The organism is Tardiphaga sp. 841_E9_N1_2 (assembly GCF_051811065.1).
GTDB classification, from domain to species: Bacteria; Pseudomonadota; Alphaproteobacteria; order Rhizobiales; family Xanthobacteraceae; genus Tardiphaga; species Tardiphaga robiniae.
In genome coordinates, this window is sequence record NZ_JBPWQC010000001.1 from 3894496 (window position 1) to 3913796 (window position 19301).

The following is a 19301-nucleotide window of genomic DNA, read 5'->3' on the forward strand; positions in this document are numbered from 1 at the left end:
GTCAGAAAAGAAGGGATCGTGTGGCGATTGCCGCGATCACGCAACGACGCGAAACGTGACCCCGGCCAGCAGAAATGCATCCCCGGCGCAGGGACATCCGCGTGCCCGTGCGCTGCCGAGCACCTGTGCGACGTCGTTGACGCGAAAAGTGATCCCGGTCATCGCTTCGCTCTTACCCTTGGCGAAGCGCAAACAGCCGTTCGTGAACGCGATCTGCGGATCGTCGTTGCGGGCCGAGGTCAGCGGCACACCGATGATATTGCTCCAGTGCTGCGCCAGATCGTAATGGTCCGGACTCTGCAGCTCGACCTCGGTCAGCGCGCGCGTGATGTCGTGGCGGATCGCCTCCTGCCAGTCCGGACCGGCCGGCGGATACGGCCCGAAATCGTCGTCGCTGTCTTTGGTATGATTGAACTCGATGAAGGCGGCCCGGCAATCGCGTGGATGCAATTGCACGCCGTGATAGGGCGGATGATCGATCACATTGGCGGTGCGCACGCCGATGCTGGCGGCGAAGCGCCCGCGCTCGTCAGGATCCTCGCAGGACAGGATCACCATATAGCCACCGCGTCCGCCGGATTTCTCCATAAACCGCCCGGCCGCCGTGCCCGGCTGCGTCGGCGCGACCACTTCGAGCAACGTCGCCTCAACCGGCATCAGTGCATTTTCGAGGCCGTATTTGCCGACATGGGGGTCGCGGTAGCAGACATTGAGGCCGAGAATGGCCGCGATATCGCTCACCACTGGCTCCAGATGCGGAGCGACCAGACAAACTTGCCGCAACCGCATCTGGCTCATGGTCATTGCCCCTTGAAGACCGGCTTGCGCTTCTCGACGAAGGCCTTGGCGGCCTCCTTGTGATCGTCGGTATCGCTGCAGCGGGTGTGATGGATCGCCTCGCCGTCGAAACAGGCTTCGAGCGTCATCGTCTCGGCATTGTTGATGTTGGTCTTGATATAGCCGTAGGTGATGCTCGGGCCCTGGGCGAGTGACATCGCTAGGTCGCGCGCCGCTGTCTCCACCTCGGCGTCATCGACAACCTTGGTCACTATACCGAGCGCCAGCGCTTCCTGTGCGGAGAGCACCGGCGACATCAGATAGAGCTCGCGTGCCTTGGCGCTGCCGAGCATCTTGGTCAGGAAATAGGTGCCGCCATAATCACCGGAGAAGCCGACCTTGGCGAAAGCCGTGGTGATCTTCACCGATTTGCTGGCGACACGAAGATCGCAGGACAGCGCGATCGAAAGACCGGCGCCTGCGGCCGCACCGTCGAGCTGCGCCACCACCGGCTTCGGCATCTGGTGCAGAATGCGCGACACTTCCATGCCGCGGCGCAGATTGGCGCGCTTGGCCTCGAACGGCAGCGGCGCGCGGCCGGCCGCCATCGACTTGACGTCGCCACCGACACAGAACGTGCCGCCGGCGCCCTTGATGAGCACGGCGCGGACGTCGTGATCTTCCTGCGCACGGCGTGCTGCCGCGACCAGCCCCTGTGTCATCTCCGGATTGAGCGCATTGCGCCGATCCGGACGATTCATGGTGATGGTCAGAAGACCGTTGTCGAGGTCCTGCAGGACGATGTCGCTCATGATTGCGCTCCTTGTTGTTGTTCTTGATCGTCCGGCAAGCTTCAAGCCCCGACGATTACTTTTTCACCAGCGGACAGCGCGAGGCTTCCAGCGGCTGAAATGCCTGCTCTGCGGGAACGGTCGCGAGCAGCTTGTAGTCGTCCCAGCGGCCCTTGGATTCCGACGGCTTCTTCACCTCGAACAGGTACATGTCATGCACCATGCGGCCATCCTCGCGAATCCGGCCATTCTTGGCGAACATGTCGTTAATCGGCGTCTCCTTCATGAGCTTCATGACCGGAGCCGAGTCCGTGGTGCTGGCGGCCTTCACGGCCTTGAGATAATGCAGCACCGATGAATACACGCCGGCCTGGGCCGATGTCGGCACGCGCTTGGTGCGCTCCTGGAAGCGTTTGGTGAAAGCGCGCGTCTCGTCATTGAGATCCCAGTAGAACGCTTCTGCCAGGATCAAGCCCTGGGCGGTATCGAGACCGACGCTGTCGATGTCGGAGATGAAGGCCAGCAGCGGCGATAGCTTCTGGCCACCGCTCCGCGTCAGGCCGAACTCGGCCGCCTGCTTGATCGCGGTGATCGTATCACCGCCAGCATTGGCGAGGCCGACAACCTTGGCCTTGGAGCTCTGCGCCTGCAGCAGGAAGGACGAGAAGTCGGACGTATTCAGCGGATGCTTGACCGAGCCCAGCACCTTGCCGCCGGCCTTGGTGACGACAGCCGTGGTGTCCTTTTCGAGATCCTGACCGAATGCATAGTCCGCCGACAGGAAGAACCAGGTGTCGAGGCCGTTCTTCACGGTGGCGAGGCCGGTCACATTGGCCTGCGCATAGGTGTCGAACACGTAATGCACCGTATAGGGGCCGCAGGCCTCGTTGCTGAGGCGGATTGAACCCGGGCCGTTGAAGATGATGATCTTGTTGCGCGCCCGTGCGATCTCACTCGCAGCCAGCGCGGTCGCCGATGCCGCAACGTCGATGATGGCTTCGACACCCTGATTGTCGAGCATGTCGCGTGCGATGTTGGCGGACAGATCAGCCTTGTTGAGATGGTCCGCAGCAATGATCTCGATCTTGCGGCCCAGCACTTCACCGCCGAAATCTTCCGCAGCCATCTTCGCAGCGGTCTCGCTGCCAACGCCGGTGATATCGGCATACAGGCCCGACATATCGAGAATTGCACCGAGCTTCAGCGGCTTGGTCTGCGCCATGGCACTTGTGGCCGCGAATGCCATTGCTGACGCCAGCAGACCTGAAATGATCTTCTTCAAAAGTCCCTCCCTCAGACGCGCCGTTGTTGTTCGTGCGCGGTGTTGTTGTTATCGCGATCATGCCGCAATGGAACAACAGCGGCAAGCGGCGGCGCTGCCAAGAATAGCTGCAAAGACATCGAGGTTTTCCGCAAAGCGGAATGGATTGCGGGCTATGCTAGACGAGAGGTTGACCGGAGCTCGCAAGGTGGCGTGATGCGTGCCGCATCAGCAAAGTGTGACGTGTCGCATGCCGCAACGCTGTTGCTGGCAGTGATCGCCATTTCAACATCTGCGCAATCTGCGTCGGCGGCCTGCATGTTTGCCGCCCAGGGCGAAGGTCGTGTCGCCGACGTGATCGATGTCAGAACATTGCGCTTGAGCGACGGCAACGTGATCCGTCTGGCGGGGATCGAGCCGATCGCAAACTCATCAGGGCCGACGAATGATCTCTTCGCACTGGCCTCCGGCCGTGATGTCACCTTGTACGGCGAAAGCGACATGCCGGATCGCTACGGCCGGCAACCGGCTTTTGTCTTCGTCGATCCCGCTGCGCCGTCGCTCCAGGCGCAGCTTCTGGCACAGGGCGCCGCCCTCGCCTCTGGCTCGATTTCCGACAAGGCCTGTGCGGCGGAACTCGCCGCTGCAGAAGGCTTGGCCCGCCGGCTGAAGCGCGGAATCTGGGCTCAAACCAACGTCATAAAAAACGCGGAAAGTCCCGGCGATATCTTGGCCGATGTGGGGCGTTTCGGGGTGGTCGAGGGGCGGGTTCTGTCGGTTCGCCAGGCCGGGACGGTGACCTACGTCAATTTCGGGCGTCGCTGGACTGAGGACTTTGCGGTGACCGTTTCAAGGCGCATGATAGCCGCCTTCGAGACGGCAGGAATTATACTTAAGTCCCTGGAAAGACGACATATTCGCGTTCGGGGATGGATCGAGAGGCGCGGCGGGCCGCGGATCGAGGCGCTCGGGGTGTGGCAGATCGAAGTGGTCGGGGACAAATAGGCCACTTGGGCAGCAAGATCGCTTGAGCGAAGATGATTTGGGCGAATGGGCTGTTTGGGCAGAGAGTGGACGACGTGACGGGTGTGGGACGGCAAACCAGCTTGAGCCGCCGCCTTTGGGCTGCGCCTGCCCTGCTGTGCGCCGCGCTCGCTCTATCGGCCTGCGGCTGTGGGGCGTTTCGGGGTGGTCGAGGGGCGGGTTCTGTCGGTTCGCCAGGCCGGGACGGTGACCTACGTCAATTTCGGGCGTCGCTGGACTGAGGACTTTGCGGTGACCGTTTCAAGGCGCATGATAGCCGCCTTCGAGACGGCAGGAATTATACTTAAGTCCCTGGAAAGACGACATATTCGCGTTCGGGGATGGATCGAGAGGCGCGGCGGGCCGCGGATCGAGGCGCTCGGGGTGTGGCAGATCGAAGTGGTCGGGGACAAATAGGCCACTTGGGCAGCAAGATCGCTTGAGCGAAGATGATTTGGGCGAATGGGCTGTTTGGGCAGAGAGTGGACGACGTGACGGGTGTGGGACGGCAAACCAGCTTGAGCCGCCGCCTTTGGGCTGCGCCTGCCCTGCTGTGCGCCGCGCTCGCTCTATCGGCCTGCGGCGATGCCAGCCGGTTCGAGGCCGCCTCGTCGGTCAAGCCGACGGTGCCGGCCAAGCCGCCGAAGCCTGCCGTGGTGCAGACCCCGGCCGCCGAGAAAGAACACGAGCGCATCCTCGCATCCTATGGCGGCGCCTATGACGACCCGCGGCTGGAATCACTGATCACCAAAACCGTCGATCGGCTGGTCGCTGCCTCTGAGCGACCGGACCTCGCCTACAAGGTCACGATCCTCAATTCCGGCGCCGTCAACGCCTTCGCCCTGCCGACCGGACAACTCTATGTCACGCGCGGCCTGATCGCGCTGGCCAGCGATACATCCGAGATTTCATCGGTGCTGTCGCACGAGATGGCGCATGTGCTGGCCAAACATGCGTCTATCCGCGAGGAGCAGGCACGGCAGGCATCGATCGTCACGCGCGTCGTCACCGATATGGGCAGCGATCCCGATCTCACTGCGCTCGCGCTCGCCAAATCCAAACTGACAATGGCGAGCTTCTCGCGCGCGCAGGAATTCGAAGCCGACGGCATCGGCGTAGGCATCTCGGCCCGCGCAAAGTTCGATCCCTATGGCGCGTCGCGCTTCCTCGCGGCGATGGAGCGTAACGCGGCACTGAAGGCCAGCCGCACGCCGCTCGATCCCCGCGCGCAGGACTTCCTCTCGTCGCACCCGGCGACGCCCGAGCGCGTGCAGAATGCGCAGGCCAATGCGCGGCAATATTCTTCGCCGGACGGTGGCGAGCGCGATCGCGAGACCTATCTCACGGCCATCGACGGCATCGTCTATGGCGAGGACCCGAGCGAGGGCTTCGTGCGCGGCCGCCGCTTCCTGCATCCCAAGCTCGGCTTCACCTTCCAGGCGCCAGAGGCGTTCACCCTCGACAATACGGCGCAGGCGGTGATCGGCGTGCGCGAAGGCGGCAATCAGGCCATGCGCTTCGATGTGGTCCGCGTACCATCCGAACAGACGCTGAGCGACTATCTCAATTCCGGATGGATGGAGAATGTCGACAAAGCCACCACGGAAGAGCTGACCATCAACGGCTTCCCGGCAGCGTCCGCCATCGCGCGCGGTGACCAGTGGCAATTCCGCGTTTACGCGTTGCGCTTCGGCAGCGACGTCTACCGCTTCATCTTCGCTGCCAAGCAGAAGAGCACCGAGAGCGAACGCAACGCCCGCGACACCGTTAACTCGTTCCGCCGCCTGACCCTGGCCGAGATTCAGGCCGCCCGTCCGCTGCGCATCAAGGTGATCACCGTGCAGCCCGGAGACACCGTGGAGTCACTGTCGCATCGCATGAGCGGCGTCGATCGTCCACTGGAGCGCTTCCGCGTATTGAACGGGCTCGAGAACAATGCCAGCGTGAAAGCCCGCGACCGCGTCAAGGTCGTGGTGGATTGAGATCCACCCAAGTACTTTCTCATAGACAACAAAAAAGCCCGGCCTCTCGGCCGGGCTTTTCGTATTCAACTTGCGAGACGCTGCTTATGCAGCCTCGTCCGCGGCGGCGACATCATCGTCACCATCGCTGTCGGCCTCGTCAGCACCGGCTTCGGCGCCTGCCTCGGCCTTGGCGCCACGGCGCGGGCTCTTGGCGAGCTGGCCTTCGATCTCCTTGACCGCTTCGGTCTCGGTGACGTGCTGAACCACAGCGATTTCGCGCGACAGACGATCGAGAGCTGCTTCATACAGCTGACGTTCGCTGTAGGACTGCTCGGGCTGCGAGTCGGAGCGGAACAGATCGCGGACCACTTCGGCGATGGCAACGATATCGCCCGAGTTGATCTTCGCTTCGTATTCCTGTGCGCGGCGCGACCACATGGTGCGCTTGATGCGGGCACGGCCCTTCAGTGTCTCCAGCGCGCGCTTGACCAGCGCCGGCTCGGACAGCTTGCGCATGCCGACATTCGCGACCTTCGCGGTCGGAACGCGCAGGGTCATCTTGTCCTTCATGAAATTGATCACGAAGAGTTCAAGCCTGGCGCCTGCAATTTCCTGCTCTTCGATGGCGAGGATCTGGCCAACACCATGCGCCGGATAGACAACGAATTCGTTGGTCTTGAAGCCCTGACGCTGGGTCAGTGGCTTCTTCGGCTCTTCGACGCGCGGAGCCGCAGCGGGCGCCGGCTTGGCGGCCACGGGCTTTGCAGCAACCTTGGCAGCTTCCTTCGGCGCAGCAGCCTTCACAGCGGGCGCAGCAACCGGAGCCTTGGCCACAGGAGCCTTCGCAGCCGTCTTCGGCGCAGCAGGCTTGGCGGCAGTGGTCTTCGAAGCAGCAGCCTTCGGGGCAGGTTTGGCAGTCTTGTTGGGCATTGCACTTCTTTTATTTTTGGAGGACTTTTCAGCCGCAGCCTTCGCGGCGGTCCGGGTGTCCTTGACAGGAGCCCGGGCACGGCCTTTGGTGACAGAATTCTTCGCAGCAGGACCCTTCACAACGCGGCTCGCCGCAGTTGTTTTCTTCGAAGCCTTCGGATCCAAAACCTTCGAAGCAGTAGCCTTCTTCGAAACAGCAGCCTTGGAAACACTCTTTTTACGCGTTTTCTGTGACACAGCCTGCGCGTGGAAACCGCCACGCCCCTGTTTGATGTTTAAACGGGAACCCGGCAGGGCCAAATCGAGCGGCACCACATGGTCCAGCTTCTTGAATTGTGCCTATTATAGCACATTTCCCGCAAAAATCAATGATTTATGCCCTGTCGCGGTCGCTCGGCGGCCGCTTCCGGGGCATAATCGGGGCTAGGGTAAATTTCGTGTGGCTGGGGGTATCGGGGTCACCCAATCAATTGCTTGATCGTGTGACCGGAGAACTCAGTCGCCCTTGCCAGGCGCCGCCGAGAAATACTTCTCGTACTTGCCTTCCTGACCATCGAATTCCTTGGCTTCGGGCAGTTCGTCGATTTTCTGGGTGATGTTCGGCCACGTCTTGGCGTGTTCCAGATTGATCTGCAGCCACTTCTCGATATTGCCTTCGGTATCAGGCTTGATCGCGTCCGCCGGGCATTCGGGCTCGCAGACACCGCAATCGATGCATTCGTCCGGATGGATGACCAGCATGTTTTCACCCTCGTAGAAGCAGTCCACGGGACACACTTCGACGCAGTCGGTGTATTTACATTTGATGCAATTGTCGGTGACGACGTAAGTCATCCAGAACTCCGGAAACGATCGATATTCAGTGTTTGCGTAGCGCACCAACCCCGCTGCCGCAAGGGATGCAGCCGGCATAGGTCAGGGCATTTCGACCAAGGAAAAAGCCTGCCACGAAACCATCGTTGGACGCGGCATCTAGCCTAGATAGTTACTCCGGAAGGTGTTGCAAATCGGTATAGAGCACGCGCGCCGCAGTGGCATCGCCACGCCGTTCCGAGAAGCCCTCGACCTTCATCACCCGCACGGTGCGATCCAGCGCCACCGTGAGCACGTCGCCGATCTTCACACCATGGCCCGGCGATTTCTCGCGCTCGCCATTGATGCGAACCTTGCCGCCTTCCACCAGCGCAGCGGCACTGGTGCGGGCCTTTACCACCCGCGCGTGCCACAGCCATTTATCGAGACGCTGGCGCTCCAATCAGCACACCACCAAATGGCGGCTCGGTGCCGCCTTACATGACCTGCATCAATCCTTGCGGCCGCTGAGCTGTTCCTTGAGCGCGGCGAGTTTCGCGAAGGGGGAGTTCGGATCGATCGGACGGTCCCGTTCGCGCGGTGCGGCCGATGTGGCGAATGGACGGGTCGCCCCGCCGCGGTCGTTGCCACGGCCCTCACGGCCCTTGTCGCCGCCCTTGAAGGGGCCTTTGCCCTTGCCCTGGAAGCGTTCGCGCTCACGCGGCGGACGGCCACCCTCGCCCGGCTTGCTGTCGCGGTTACCGCGATTGCCACGGTTGTCGCGGTTCGGCGCACCTTCGGCGGAGACCACGGCGGCCGGTGCATCACTGCGCGGACGGCGGAACTCGTTGTTATTGTTGCGATCGCGGCGACCCTGACCTCCGCGGTCATGCCGCTCGCGCTGCGCGCCATCGGCCACGGCGCCTTCGGCGGGAGCCGACTGCGCAGCGCCCTGCGCGGCGTTGTTGGGGCGGTGATGACGATTGCGATCGTGACGCGGCGGACGGCGTTCTTCCGAACGGCCACCCGGGCGCCAGACTTCGACCAGTTCGGGCTCGGCAGCGACGGCAGGAACCGCAGCGGGGTCGCTCTCGGCAGGCGCAGCAGCATCAGCCGCTGCGGTCTCGGCAACAGTCCCGGTTTCGGCAACGGCCGCAGCGGGCTCTGGCTGCGCTTCGACGGAAGCCGTCTCTTCAACGGGCGCAGCCTCAGGCGCGGTGCTGGGCACCAGCGCGACTTCAGGCAACAGCGATGCCGACGGGGCGGCTGCAGCTTCCTCGGCCGGGGCTGCTTCAGTCGCAACCTCGGCAGGTGCGACATCCGTAGCCGCGATGTCAGCCGTCTCGGCCGCCTCAGCGGCAGCCTCGACCGCAATGACATTGTCCTCACCGGGCTTGTCAGACTCGGCAAGTCCCACCAGGGCGTCGGGCTGATCGCCCGTGTTGTCGTCAGCCTTGACCTCAATCGGCGTCGTCGCAGCAACCGGCTTCGGCGGTGCCGGCGGCAGCGGCGCCTTCTTCTCCATGCGATAGCCCAGGGCACGCAGGATCGAGGCGAAATCTTCGCCGGCCGAGCCGGTGAGCGAGGTCATCGCCTGCGTCACCACGAAGTGGCGGCCATCGAAGGCGCCGGCGGGCTTCTCGCCCGGCGACGCTTCGCGCCAGGCCAATGCAGGACGGATCAGATCGGCCAGACGTTCCAGAATATCGACGCGCACCGCGCGCTCGCCGCACTGGCGATAGCCCAGCACGCGATAGGCATCGCGATCGAGCAGCTTGTCGACAGGGAAGGATGTACGGCCCGAGCCTGCGAGATGCTGTGCGCTCGACAGCGCCGACATATCGACATTGTCCTGCTTCAGCGCCCAGAGCAGCGCCGCGAGCGAACGCCCCGCAGGCTTCAGCAGGCCGGGGATATAAATGTGATAGGCGCCGAACCGGACGCCGTATTTGCGCAAGGTCGCGCGCGACGGCTGATCGAGATCCTTCATCTCGGTCGCGATCTTCTGCCGCTCCAGCACGCCCAGCGCTTCGGTGAGCTGGAAGGCGATGCCGCGCGCGATACCGGTGATGTCTTCGGCCTTGGTCAGGTCGAACAGCGGCCCGAGCAGCTTCTCGATATGCGTCTTCAGCCAGAGATCGAGGCGGGCCTGCACCGCATCGCGCGGCGCGCCGGAGAGGCGCTCATCAGCGATGATGCGGAGACGGGGATGCAGCACATCGTCGGCTGCGACCAGACGGGCTACAGCATCGCCGGTCCAGCGCATGGTGCCGTCGGAGGCGAGCACGAACTGATCGTCCGGCGCGTTGCCGAGTTTCTCAGCGCGCGCGTCGATCTCGCCGGCCAGCGCCTTCAGCGCCGTGGCCTGCAAGGCCTTCGCATCCGAGCCAGCCTCGGCCGCATCGGGCAAAAATGTAAATCCGTCGAGACGGCCAATTACATGGCCCTCTACGATCACTTCGCCCGTCTTACCAATTTCAGTATTCAGCATCGTGTTTTCCCGCAAGCGGCGCATCAATACACTGGTACGACGATCAACGAAACGCTCAGTGAGCCTCTCATGAAGGGCATCTGACAGTTTATTTTCCAATTCGCGCGAAATTCCCTGCCAATGATCAGGATCTGAGAGCCAATCGGGGCGATTTGCCACGAATGTCCAGGTCCGGATTTGCGCGATTCGGCCCGATAATGTGTCGATATCGCCATCGGTTCGGTCAGCTTGCGCGATTTGAGCGCCAAACCAGGCATCCGGGATGCGCCCACGCTGCATCAGGAAATTGAAGATTGTGACTACCAGCTCTGCGTGTGCAGCGGGCGCGATGCGGCGGTAATCTGGAATCTGGCAGGCGTCCCACAGTTTCTCGACGGCGGCCTTGCCCTGCGCCATTTCGCGCACGTCGACGTCACGGACGGCATGATCGAGCACGCGCAGGTCCTCGGCGATCGGCGCACGGGTCAGCGCCTCGTGGCGCGGCACCTCCGCCAGCGACACCTGCAGCGACGCGATCGATGAGAAATCCAGCTTCGAATTGCGCCACTGCAGCACCTTCACCGGCTCGAAGATGTGGTTCTGCAACTGATTGACGAGTTCGGGCTCGAACGGCTCGCAGCGACCTGTGGTGCCAAAGGTACCGTTGCGTGTGGCGCGGCCCGCCCGGCCGGCGATCTGCGCGAATTCCGACGGCGTAAGGCGGCGGAATTGATAGCCGTCATATTTGCGATCGCTGGCAAAGGCGACGTGGTCGACGTCGAGATTGAGGCCCATTCCGACCGCGTCGGTTGCCACTAAGTAGTCAACGTCACCGTTCTGGAACATCGCCACCTGCGCGTTGCGGGTGCGCGGCGACAGCGAGCCCAGCACCACCGCAGCGCCGCCGTGCTGGCGCTTGATCAGTTCGGCGATGGCGTAAACTTCATCGGCGGAAAACGCGACAATCGCTGTCCTGCGCGGCTGCCGCGTGATCTTGCGATCGCCGGCAAATTCCAGATGCGACAGCCGCGGCCGCGTCACGATGCTGGCGCCGGGCAGCAAACGCTCGATGATCGGGCGCATGGTGGCGGCGCCCAAAAGCAGCGTTTCGTCGCGGCCGCGGCGATGCAGGATGCGATCGGTGAAGACGTGACCGCGCTCCAGATCTGCCGCGATCTGGATTTCATCGACGGCCAGAAACGACACGTCGAGATCCCGCGGCATGGCCTCGACGGTGGACACCCAGTAGCGCGGCTTGGCCGGCTTGATCTTCTCCTCGCCGGTGATCAGCGCCACGGCTTCGGGGCCGACGCGGTCCAAAATTTTATTATAGACCTCGCGCGCCAGGAGGCGCAGCGGCAGGCCGATGATGCCCGACGAATGCGCGAGCATGCGCTCGATGGCGAGATGGGTCTTGCCGGTATTGGTGGGGCCGAGCACTGCGGTGACGCCGGCGCCGGGGGCCCTGCCGTTGGACAGCGTGGGCGGAGAAGACAAAAAGGCCATGTTTTTCAGATATTTCCGCGTCGCCGACTGTCAAGACCGAGACAGGTTACGACGCTTCAGAGCCGCGCTTTTTGATGGTTTGGAACGAGTCCGGAACGAAAGCGGCCCGAATCGGTGACTCGGCACCTCCATGGCCGCATCACCCCAACATCTCGCGCTGACATTCTCCGAGACTGACTAGATCAAGTTTGTGACAGCGCAACAAGGGCCGACAAATCCCCGAAGTTATGAACAGCGCACGGACTCCGAACCGGCTTTGAGTCAAGCCGGGATCCTGCGCAAATCCTGCGGCGCGTTTGCGACGATGCTGCGATGGCGCACTTTGTCTTGCGGCATCATTGCGGCAGCGTCCCGTCTCGGTCCCTCATGGTGAGGAGCGCGGCTTCGCGCGTCTCGAACCATGAGCTGGCGGGGTCGACTCAGTTCGTCTTGGCCACGGCCTTGGCCGGCGCGGGGGTGGTGACGAATTCGGTGGCTTCCAGCATGGCGACGCCGAGCGGGGTCGGCACCACCATGCGATACGGCACCAGCACGCGGGTTCCGGCGATCGGCACCAGGGTCACTTCGATATTGCGCTGGGCGGCAAGATATTTGATGGCGGCGCGGTCGGGCACATAGCCGGCGATCGGCGTGAAATAGACGGCGCAGACGATGGCAGGCCCGCGATAGCCCTTCTCGGCCTTCACGCTTTCCATGCGCTTGTAGTCGAGCTTGAGATCGTAGCGCATGCGGCCGTCGAAGATCGACGCGCCGGTGCGGCACGAATCCGGCGTCAGCAACTCGCCGGTGCCGCCAACGCGCATCAGCGAGCCGGTCATCGGATCGATCACGTTGCGGCGATGCGCATCGGTGATCGGAATCTTCTCGGGATCGAGCGGCGGCTCCGGATCGATGGAGAACTCCTTCACATAGCCCGGCGTGATCAGCATCTTGATCGTCTCGGACTTCTTCGCGGAGGTGGTGACGGCCTGATAATTCGACGGCACCAGCGCGCCCGCGACCACGCGGCCGGTGGACTGGCCGGAGCCCGAGCCGCCGGCAAAGGCTTTCAGCAGACCGGCGGTGCCGCCACTGGCCGTCGCGGAATACTGGTCTTCATTGATGTCGATGGCCCACTGGCCCTTGCCCACCGCAATGCCGGCGAGGCTGGCTTCATATTTGGCCTCAAGCTTGCCGCCCGCCAACACCGCCTGCGCAGGGGCCTGAACCGGCACGGCGGCCGGGGCCTGGCCTTGAGTTTGGCCTTGCGTCTGGCTTTGGATCTGGCCTTGCACCTGCGCCGAGGCGTCCACCGGCAAAACCGGCAGCATCAGGCCCGCGGCGACGGCGAAACGCGCGCCAAGGCCCGCAAACCGCACTCTTGCGGGCGCGGCGGTCCGCGGGGTGGTCACCGGTCGGGTCACAAAGCGGGGCGTGCGAAGGCTCACTTGCTGATATCACCTGGTCGGCGATCCCCGGCCAAAGGCGCAGGGCCGCATCGCTCAATTGGGCTGGAGCGACCTGTTTCCGGCCCGAATACGTCGTTTATATGATGGGAACCGCGCCAGATTCCATGTGGTTTCCGCTCGTAGGCCGGGCTATACAGAACCCGAATGCGGGGAGTTTTGCCGGTTTTGCCGCGACTTTCGCGGGCCGGATATCTTGACGATCGCGGCCAAGCCCCCTATACGTCCGCCACTCCTGAAATGGACGTGATTTTTGACCCCCTGCCCGGCTTTGGGCTCTTCGCCTTTTAGCTGCGGGGATGACAGAGGATTTTCGCCATGTCTCGGCGCTGTGAACTGACACTGAAGGGCCCCCAGGTGGGCCACAAGGTGAGCCACTCGAACATCAAGACCAAGCGCCGGTTTCTGCCGAACCTGGTCAATGTGACCTTCCTGTCCGACGTGCTCGGCCGCGGCGTGCGCCTGCGCGTGTCGGCCAATGCCGTGAAGTCGGTCGACCACCGCGGTGGCTTCGATGCCTATCTGATCAAGGCCCGCGAGAGCGAGCTGTCCCAGAAGGCCGTGCTGCTCAAGCGCGCCATCGAAAAGAAGAAGGCCGAGACCGCAGCAGTCGCGGCCTGAGCCTGACCCGCCGCTCACACTGAGCGGACTGAAATTTGAAAACGGCCGGATCGCAAGATCCGGCCGTTTTTGCGTTTGCCAAATACGGACCGGCCGGGCCCTCTCGGCTAGGCGCATCGCAAAATCTGGGCGATTTCCACAAGACCGCTTCACCGTTGAAATTTGGCATGGGTTATTGACGGAGCGGACTAGCACTACCAAGGGTTGCCGTCTAAAGATGATGCATGGACTTAGCCCTGACCAAGCAAATTGCGGCTCACTTGCAAAGCACTATGCCGGGTTGGCGTGATGTAAGGTTCATTGACGCCGGAAATTCTGGTGCTGTTTTTCACTTACTGCACCCAGAGCACGGCGTAGTTGCACTTAAAATATATGATCCTGCTTTCTTTCAAGGAGACAACGCGCTCATTGAAGAGAAGCGAGTGCGACTTCAAGAGGAACTTCGCGGGCATGGAAATCCCTACCTGATCGATATTTTTGAGGTTGGAAAAATCCCCGAGCACGGCACATGGTTTCTAATAATGGAAATGTGCCCTTGGCCAAACCTTGAAAAATGCGCACCAGACATCCCCGATTCCAATGTTGAGGATTTGCTGCGACAGTTAGTTGAGGGCGTTCAATTCCTTCATACAAGAGGGCTCGTCCACCGCGACATCAAGCCAGCTAACATTGTTGTCGACCCTGCTTACCAGCATCTGAAGCTTTTGGACTTGGGCGTGCTACGGCAGATCGCTCACACCGAAGGGAATGGTACAGATCAGGAAGAGCAGCGACGCTTCGTTGCGCGCTATCACCGTTTATCGTTCTATTCGATCGAATTTTGGTGGCAAATAGCACGAGTGCTGAAAGCATCAATGAAATAGTATCGATTGCGCTTGAGCATTTCAGAATCGACGCGATTGCGGATTGCGCGCGTGGCCCGCAACTAGATAGGGTGAAGGCGCTCGATCAACTTGCTCAAGGTCTCTCGCGAGAGCCAAGAAGCGCGTCTGGTGACGCGTTACTGGGCTTTGCTGCAAGTTTGGTTGACCCCGGCCTCGCCGTCCTTCCAAACCTTTTCCGAAAGTATGCAAGTCGATTTCCTATGGCACCGTTGTGGCTGGGTGCCTTTGCAGGTTGCTGGTCGCCCGCTCGTGTTCTGAGCGACTATTCGGGCTTGGGTAGGCTGATTGCCAAGGCACTACTTTCCGAAAGCGACCTTGAGGAAAAACCACAATGCGACATCTCCTACGACGAAATAATACGTTGGCTAAACGGAGTAACTTTATCGAAACTCCCTCTGCGCGGAATGGCTGCGCGGTCGCTCAGCATAGAAATAACCCTTGGGGTAACATGCCCCTTTGCTATAGGTCGCACTGAAGCTTCACGAGTTGATAGCAGCGCTACATATAAACGTGATGATCAATCAAGTCTGACGACGGAAAATCAGAGGACTAGAACAATCGCAGCAACTGCCGCTCCAACTCAAATCGGGTATTTGGCCAGATCTATGGACGAATTAACTAAACGAATAGATAGCCTTGAGAAGTATGTATCAAATGAAATCGAGCTGAAGCGTAAGATCGCTGCCGAAGAATCACCGCGTGATTTGCTGACCGATCTACCCTCGGAAGGCTCGCAGAACTCAAAGAAGAAACGATAACGTCTATGGACGGTTTTTCACTACCTCCTCTTTGACCTGCGTAGTCCCGGGAGAGCAACTAGCCCGCAAGTCGCACCTCTTCCCCACAACATCACCTCATTTTCCCCGGGAACGCAGCGCAGCGTACGTCGTTCTTAACCCGGGGCGCCGCACGCGGGCTGGCAACTCACGGCTCTTATCGCAATCAAAGAATCGCCTCAACACCGCCGGCGTGCATGTGACGCGCCGTTTCCAGCAGCCAGGGTCAGGCGGGTGTTGCCCTTTGTCACGCGTGCTGTCCCGGCCTTTTGCCGGCCGTCGTCGCCCGCTTTTTCGCGCCCTTTGTTAGTCGGGTTTTTTAGCTGTCGAGGTCATCGCGAACCTCTCGTCTGATAGAGAGATCACGGGATTGGTAACATTGAGCAGATGGATCGCCCGTCTGCCCTGAGCCCCCTCACCGCCGCGAAGACGCGGCGACCTCTCCCCGGCGGGGAGAGGTGCGGCACCGCCTTGATGTGCACGCGACGCCCTTTCGAAAATGAAAGACACGGCGATATCGGTACGAGGTGCCGGTCAACGAAGTGAGCGAGCGGTTTCGGTCCGGGTTGGTGCCGTCGCGGTCGTCATTTCCGTCCGCGGTGCCAGGACTCTCAGCTGATGCAGAGACGCCGTGGAGGTTGGCGCCGCCGACTGTTCCTGGACGTTCGCAGCTCCCAGCACGCGAACCTGCACCGCCGATATCGGCAAACCCGCCGATCCATAGGTCGGCAACTCCGCAGCGAAGCCGGCGCAGCCACCCGCAATCGAGATCACGGCCGCGACGGCGATCGATAAGGTCATCTTCACTGTTAATCTCCTCGTAGGATTGAACGAGGGAGCCTAGACTTCTTTTGCTGCACTGCACAGTTCAATACCGCATTGCAACATTGCAGTTTCCGCACATCGCGCCAGCCAGCCCCGGCCTCCCGGACCTGCCCCGGCGCGACCTGAGGTGCTTTCCGAATATTCCGATCACAGACTGCAACAAAACGGTCATCATCGATCTGGTGGTCTCGGCACTCCCCCTACGCCAAACGGACCATCGGTTCCTCATGTCGTGGATCGCGCCGTTACCGAACGCCTTCGGCAGTTCGACGACATGGCATTTTGGGATCGGTTTCTGGCGCAGTTTCTCATCGCGGTTGGTGCTTTCGCGCGAATGTCATGTGTGCGACCCCGCCGGGAGAGGATGTCGTCTCGATCTCGTAGTCCTTCTCGAGACCCTCCACGCCATCCCACAGGCGTACGCCGCGGCCGAGCAGGATCGGAACCACCACGATGTGCATGTGATCGACGAGCCCGGCGGCAAGGAAGTCGCGGATCGTGGTGGGACCGCCGCCGATGCGCACGTCCTTGCCGCCCGCAGCCTCGCGGGCCGTCTCAAGGGCCTCGGCAGGCGAAGCGTCGATGAAGTGGAACACCGTGCCGCCCTCCATTTCAATCGATGCGCGCGGATGATGGGTGAGGACGAAGACCGGCGTATGGAACGGCGGGTTGGGACCCCACCAGCCTTTCCAGTCCGGATCCTCATGCCATGTGGGAGGACCGAACTTCCTGGCGCCCATGATCTCGGCGCCGATCCCGGGCGCGAACAGCCGCAGGAACGCGTCGTCGATGCCCGCCGTGCCGCCGGGCTGGCCGAGCATCTGGCGGCCCCACCGGGTCGCGAACATCCATTCATGCAGCCGCTCGCCGGCATGGCCGAACGGCGCGTCGAGGCTCTGGCCTTCGCCGGTGGCGAAACCGTCGAGCGAGACGGAGACATGTTGGACACGGGCGAGTGCCATGGCTGGCGCTCCTTCCTGCTGTTGATTGAATTTCCCCAAGCCGTTCCGGAAGCGACGGCGCTACTGATTGATCTCGGGCTCGACGAGTTTCGTGAGCTTGCGCAGGGACTCCTGCCAGCCGAGATAGCAGGCCTCGGCCGGGATCACGTCGGGCACGCCCTGCTGCTCGATGTTCACCTCCGTGCCGACAGACACGGCCTTCAACGTCACCGTGACCTTCATCTCGCCCGGCAGGTTGGGATCATCGAAGCGGTCGGTGTAGACGAGACGCTCACCGGGAACGAGCTCCAGATAGGTCCCGCCAAAGGCGTGACTGCCGCCCGTGGTGAAGTTCCGGAATGACATCCTGTGATGGCCACCGACCTTCGCATCCAGCTCATGGACGGTGCATGTGAACCCGAAGGGCGGAAGCCAGCTCGCAATCGCGTCAGGTTCGAGGAACGCGCGGTAAAGCTTCTCGGGCTTGGTGGCAATAACGCGATGCAGACGGATCGTGCTGGGCATGGGCTTCTTCCTGTGGCTCGGTTACTTCGGTTGTCGTCCGGCGGGCAGCTTCCGCCGCCCGATACATCCATGACGAACGGGCCCGCCAGGCTCCGACATCTCAGCGGAATAAAAATCCTGACAGTCTCTATATCGCGCTGAAGGATGCGCCGGGAGCCGGGAGCCGGGAAATCGTCGCAGGGCTGGTGGTCGATCTCGATGCCAACGGCGATGTGGTGGGCTTCGCTATCGATCAGGCATCCGGCAAGCTCGACCTCACGCGAATCGAGACGTTCGCGCTGCCAGCTGTGAGTGCAGCAGAGTAAGCGCAAGGCCCCTCACCCGCGGACGTTGCGGTTTTTCACCAACGCTTTGCCAGCTTTCTTTGTCATCACTGACCTCGACCAAAAATCTCATTCGTGAGAGTGCTGATGTGCTGCTGCCAGTATAGCGCATCACCGCTTTTCCCGCACCAAATCGCCTCATTTCCTCCGGGAACGCAGTGCAGCGTGCACCGTTCTTAACCCGGTTGCGCCGCATGCGGCGTGTGGGACAGATGAGGAGATTTCGATGCAACAGATTTTGAAGAAGGCCGTATTTTCGAAGGCCTTGCTTCCGCTGGCACTGGCGGGCGCGATTGGCGTCGCGGCGCCGGCCTTCGCCGCCGATGTCTATATGCGCCAGCCCGCGCCGCGCGCGGCCATGGTGCCGCTGCCATCCGGCCCGCTGACGCTGCAGGATGCGCTGGCGATCGCGTCGGGGATCGGCGTGGTGACGGTGCAGAACACCCATTTCGACGACAACGAATGGGAGATCGAGGGCCGCGATCAATACGGCAAATGGATTCAGGTCGACATCGATGCGCGCACCGGCGAAGTGCGCCATGTGGATCGGTCGATTATCTGATCGGGTGGGAAGTGAGCAAGCGGCGCGCGATGAGCGCGCCGTTTGTTTTTTGTGTGTGCTTTTGAGACGCCGACGCGAATGGTTCCCCTCTCCCCTTGCGGGAGAGGGTGGCGCGTAGCGCCGGGAGAGGGGGCCGCGGGCGACGGAGTTTGTGGCTACCCCTCTCCCCGACCCTCTCCCGCAAGGGGAGAGGGGGCATGACCGACGGTGCGTCGTGACACTGGAGTAGCGTCAGCGCCTACCTCAATTTCAATCCCGTCGCGGCTTCCAGTTCGGCCAGCGCCTGCACGGCGGATGTCACCTTGATCGTGGTCATGCCGAGTTCGCGCGCGGGCTTGAGGTTGACGCCGAGGTCGTCGAGATAGACGCAGTGTTTCGGATCGACGCCCAGTTTGTCGGTCATCATCGTGTAGATGCGCGGATCGGGCTTGCGCAGGCCGATCTTGGCGGATTCGATGACGTGATCGAACAGCACCATCACCTCGGCCACATAGAGCGCGCGGCCGTCGGTGGAGCCCATGGCATTGGCCGGCAGGTTGTTGGTGATGCAGCCGGTCTTGAACGCCGCCTTGACGCGGCGCAGCGCCTCGACCATTTCCGGGCGGATCTCGCCCTTCAGGAGCTTGACCACATCGCGGCCCGGCACTTCGGCGCCGAGGGCCTTGGACTCGGCGGCGAACAGCGCGTCGAAGGTCGCGAGATCGATTTCGGCGCGCTCGAATTTGGCCCAGGCATTCTCGAAATGGTTGTCCGCATTGGTGCGGCGGATGATGTCCTTCGGCAGGCCATGGCTCTGCTCGTAATGCGCAAAGGCCTCGAAGGGCGAGGAGGTGATCACCCCGCCGAAATCAAAGATCACCGCAGAGATCATGTGTTTCCCTTTTG

Annotated in this window: 19 protein-coding genes and 1 pseudogene; 8 read left to right on the plus strand and 12 right to left on the minus strand. The window is 61.9% G+C overall.

Annotation, left to right across the window (positions count from 1 at the left end):
- Positions 1–36: 36 nt before the first annotated feature.
- The 3 genes from AB8A50_RS18770 to AB8A50_RS18780 are packed head-to-tail and all read right to left on the minus strand — an operon-like array spanning position 37 to position 2850.
- On the minus strand, positions 37–798 hold the full coding sequence (locus AB8A50_RS18770) for a hypothetical protein (protein WP_439078559.1): 762 nt from the start codon (positions 796–798) through the stop codon (positions 37–39).
- Positions 799–800: 2 nt separating this feature from the next.
- Positions 801–1589, minus strand: coding sequence for an enoyl-CoA hydratase (locus AB8A50_RS18775; protein WP_439078560.1), 789 nt, complete (start codon positions 1587–1589; stop codon positions 801–803).
- Between the two features lie 55 nt (positions 1590–1644).
- Entirely contained in the window at positions 1645–2850 is a 1206-nt protein-coding gene (locus AB8A50_RS18780; protein WP_439078561.1) for an ABC transporter substrate-binding protein, read from the minus strand.
- Between the two features lie 195 nt (positions 2851–3045).
- Here AB8A50_RS18780 and AB8A50_RS18785 point away from each other — a divergent pair, with 195 nt between their 5' ends.
- The 3 genes and pseudogenes from AB8A50_RS18785 to AB8A50_RS18795 all read left to right on the plus strand — a co-directional run bounded on the left by AB8A50_RS18785 (position 3046) and on the right by AB8A50_RS18795 (position 5834).
- Entirely contained in the window at positions 3046–3834 is a 789-nt protein-coding gene (locus AB8A50_RS18785) for a thermonuclease family protein (protein WP_439078562.1), read from the plus strand.
- 162 nt (positions 3835–3996) lie between these two features.
- A pseudogene (locus AB8A50_RS18790) lies at positions 3997–4269 on the plus strand (thermonuclease family protein); the annotation flags it as partial.
- Positions 4270–4370: 101 nt separating this feature from the next.
- Positions 4371–5834 (plus strand): M48 family metalloprotease, encoded by a 1464-nt coding sequence (locus AB8A50_RS18795; protein WP_374725594.1) that lies wholly within the window; start codon positions 4371–4373, stop codon positions 5832–5834.
- Between the two features lie 84 nt (positions 5835–5918).
- On the opposite strand, the gene AB8A50_RS18800 is transcribed toward AB8A50_RS18795, so the two are convergent.
- The 5 genes from AB8A50_RS18800 to AB8A50_RS18820 all read right to left on the minus strand — a co-directional run bounded on the left by AB8A50_RS18800 (position 5919) and on the right by AB8A50_RS18820 (position 12905).
- Positions 5919–6983: a CarD family transcriptional regulator gene (locus AB8A50_RS18800; protein WP_414717033.1), complete on the minus strand. Its 1065-nt coding sequence runs from the start codon at positions 6981–6983 to the stop codon at positions 5919–5921.
- Positions 6984–7241: 258 nt separating this feature from the next.
- Positions 7242–7580, minus strand: coding sequence for a ferredoxin FdxA (gene fdxA, locus AB8A50_RS18805; protein WP_068730400.1), 339 nt, complete (start codon positions 7578–7580; stop codon positions 7242–7244).
- Positions 7581–7731: 151 nt separating this feature from the next.
- Positions 7732–8001, minus strand: a complete 270-nt coding sequence (locus AB8A50_RS18810; RefSeq protein ID WP_089267756.1) for an RNA-binding S4 domain-containing protein — start codon at positions 7999–8001, stop codon at positions 7732–7734.
- Positions 8002–8049: 48 nt separating this feature from the next.
- Positions 8050–11514: a helicase-related protein gene (locus AB8A50_RS18815; protein ID WP_439078563.1), complete on the minus strand. Its 3465-nt coding sequence runs from the start codon at positions 11512–11514 to the stop codon at positions 8050–8052.
- Between the two features lie 419 nt (positions 11515–11933).
- Positions 11934–12905, minus strand: coding sequence for a DUF3108 domain-containing protein (locus AB8A50_RS18820; RefSeq protein ID WP_439078564.1), 972 nt, complete (start codon positions 12903–12905; stop codon positions 11934–11936).
- A 372-nt stretch (positions 12906–13277) separates the two neighbouring features.
- Between AB8A50_RS18820 and rpmB the strand changes: the two genes are divergently transcribed.
- The 3 genes from rpmB to AB8A50_RS18835 all read left to right on the plus strand — a co-directional run bounded on the left by rpmB (position 13278) and on the right by AB8A50_RS18835 (position 15222).
- Positions 13278–13580: a 50S ribosomal protein L28 gene (gene rpmB, locus AB8A50_RS18825; protein ID WP_089267758.1), complete on the plus strand. Its 303-nt coding sequence runs from the start codon at positions 13278–13280 to the stop codon at positions 13578–13580.
- A 224-nt stretch (positions 13581–13804) separates the two neighbouring features.
- The gene (locus tag AB8A50_RS18830; RefSeq protein ID WP_439078565.1) at positions 13805–14443 is read left to right on the plus strand and encodes a protein kinase domain-containing protein; all 639 of its coding nucleotides are present in this window, start codon (positions 13805–13807) and stop codon (positions 14441–14443) included.
- Positions 14404–15222, plus strand: a complete 819-nt coding sequence (locus AB8A50_RS18835; RefSeq protein ID WP_439078566.1) for a hypothetical protein — start codon at positions 14404–14406, stop codon at positions 15220–15222. Before AB8A50_RS18830 ends, AB8A50_RS18835 begins: the two co-directional genes overlap by 40 nt.
- Before the next feature lie 552 nt (positions 15223–15774).
- Here the strand turns inward: AB8A50_RS18835 and AB8A50_RS18840 are convergent.
- The 3 genes from AB8A50_RS18840 to AB8A50_RS18850 form a co-directional block, all read right to left on the minus strand.
- Entirely contained in the window at positions 15775–16041 is a 267-nt protein-coding gene (locus AB8A50_RS18840; protein WP_231081272.1) for a hypothetical protein, read from the minus strand.
- A gap of 332 nt (positions 16042–16373) precedes the next feature.
- Positions 16374–17027 carry a dihydrofolate reductase family protein gene (locus AB8A50_RS18845; RefSeq protein WP_439078567.1) on the minus strand — a complete coding sequence of 218 codons (654 nt, stop codon included), beginning with the start codon at positions 17025–17027 and terminating at the stop codon, positions 16374–16376.
- Between the two features lie 60 nt (positions 17028–17087).
- Entirely contained in the window at positions 17088–17531 is a 444-nt protein-coding gene (locus tag AB8A50_RS18850; RefSeq protein ID WP_439078568.1) for an SRPBCC family protein, read from the minus strand.
- A 131-nt stretch (positions 17532–17662) separates the two neighbouring features.
- On the opposite strand from AB8A50_RS18850, the gene AB8A50_RS18855 reads away from it, so the two are divergent.
- Together AB8A50_RS18855 and AB8A50_RS18860 are read left to right on the plus strand one after the other, a co-directional pair.
- A complete protein-coding gene (locus tag AB8A50_RS18855; RefSeq protein ID WP_439079996.1) occupies positions 17663–17836 on the plus strand; it encodes a DUF2283 domain-containing protein in 174 nt (57 codons plus the stop codon).
- Positions 17837–18080: 244 nt separating this feature from the next.
- Positions 18081–18416: a PepSY domain-containing protein gene (locus tag AB8A50_RS18860; RefSeq protein ID WP_439078569.1), complete on the plus strand. Its 336-nt coding sequence runs from the start codon at positions 18081–18083 to the stop codon at positions 18414–18416.
- 238 nt (positions 18417–18654) lie between these two features.
- Here the strand turns inward: AB8A50_RS18860 and AB8A50_RS18865 are convergent, their stop codons facing one another.
- Entirely contained in the window at positions 18655–19287 is a 633-nt protein-coding gene (locus tag AB8A50_RS18865) for an HAD-IA family hydrolase (RefSeq protein WP_439078570.1), read from the minus strand.
- Positions 19288–19301 lie beyond the last annotated feature (14 nt).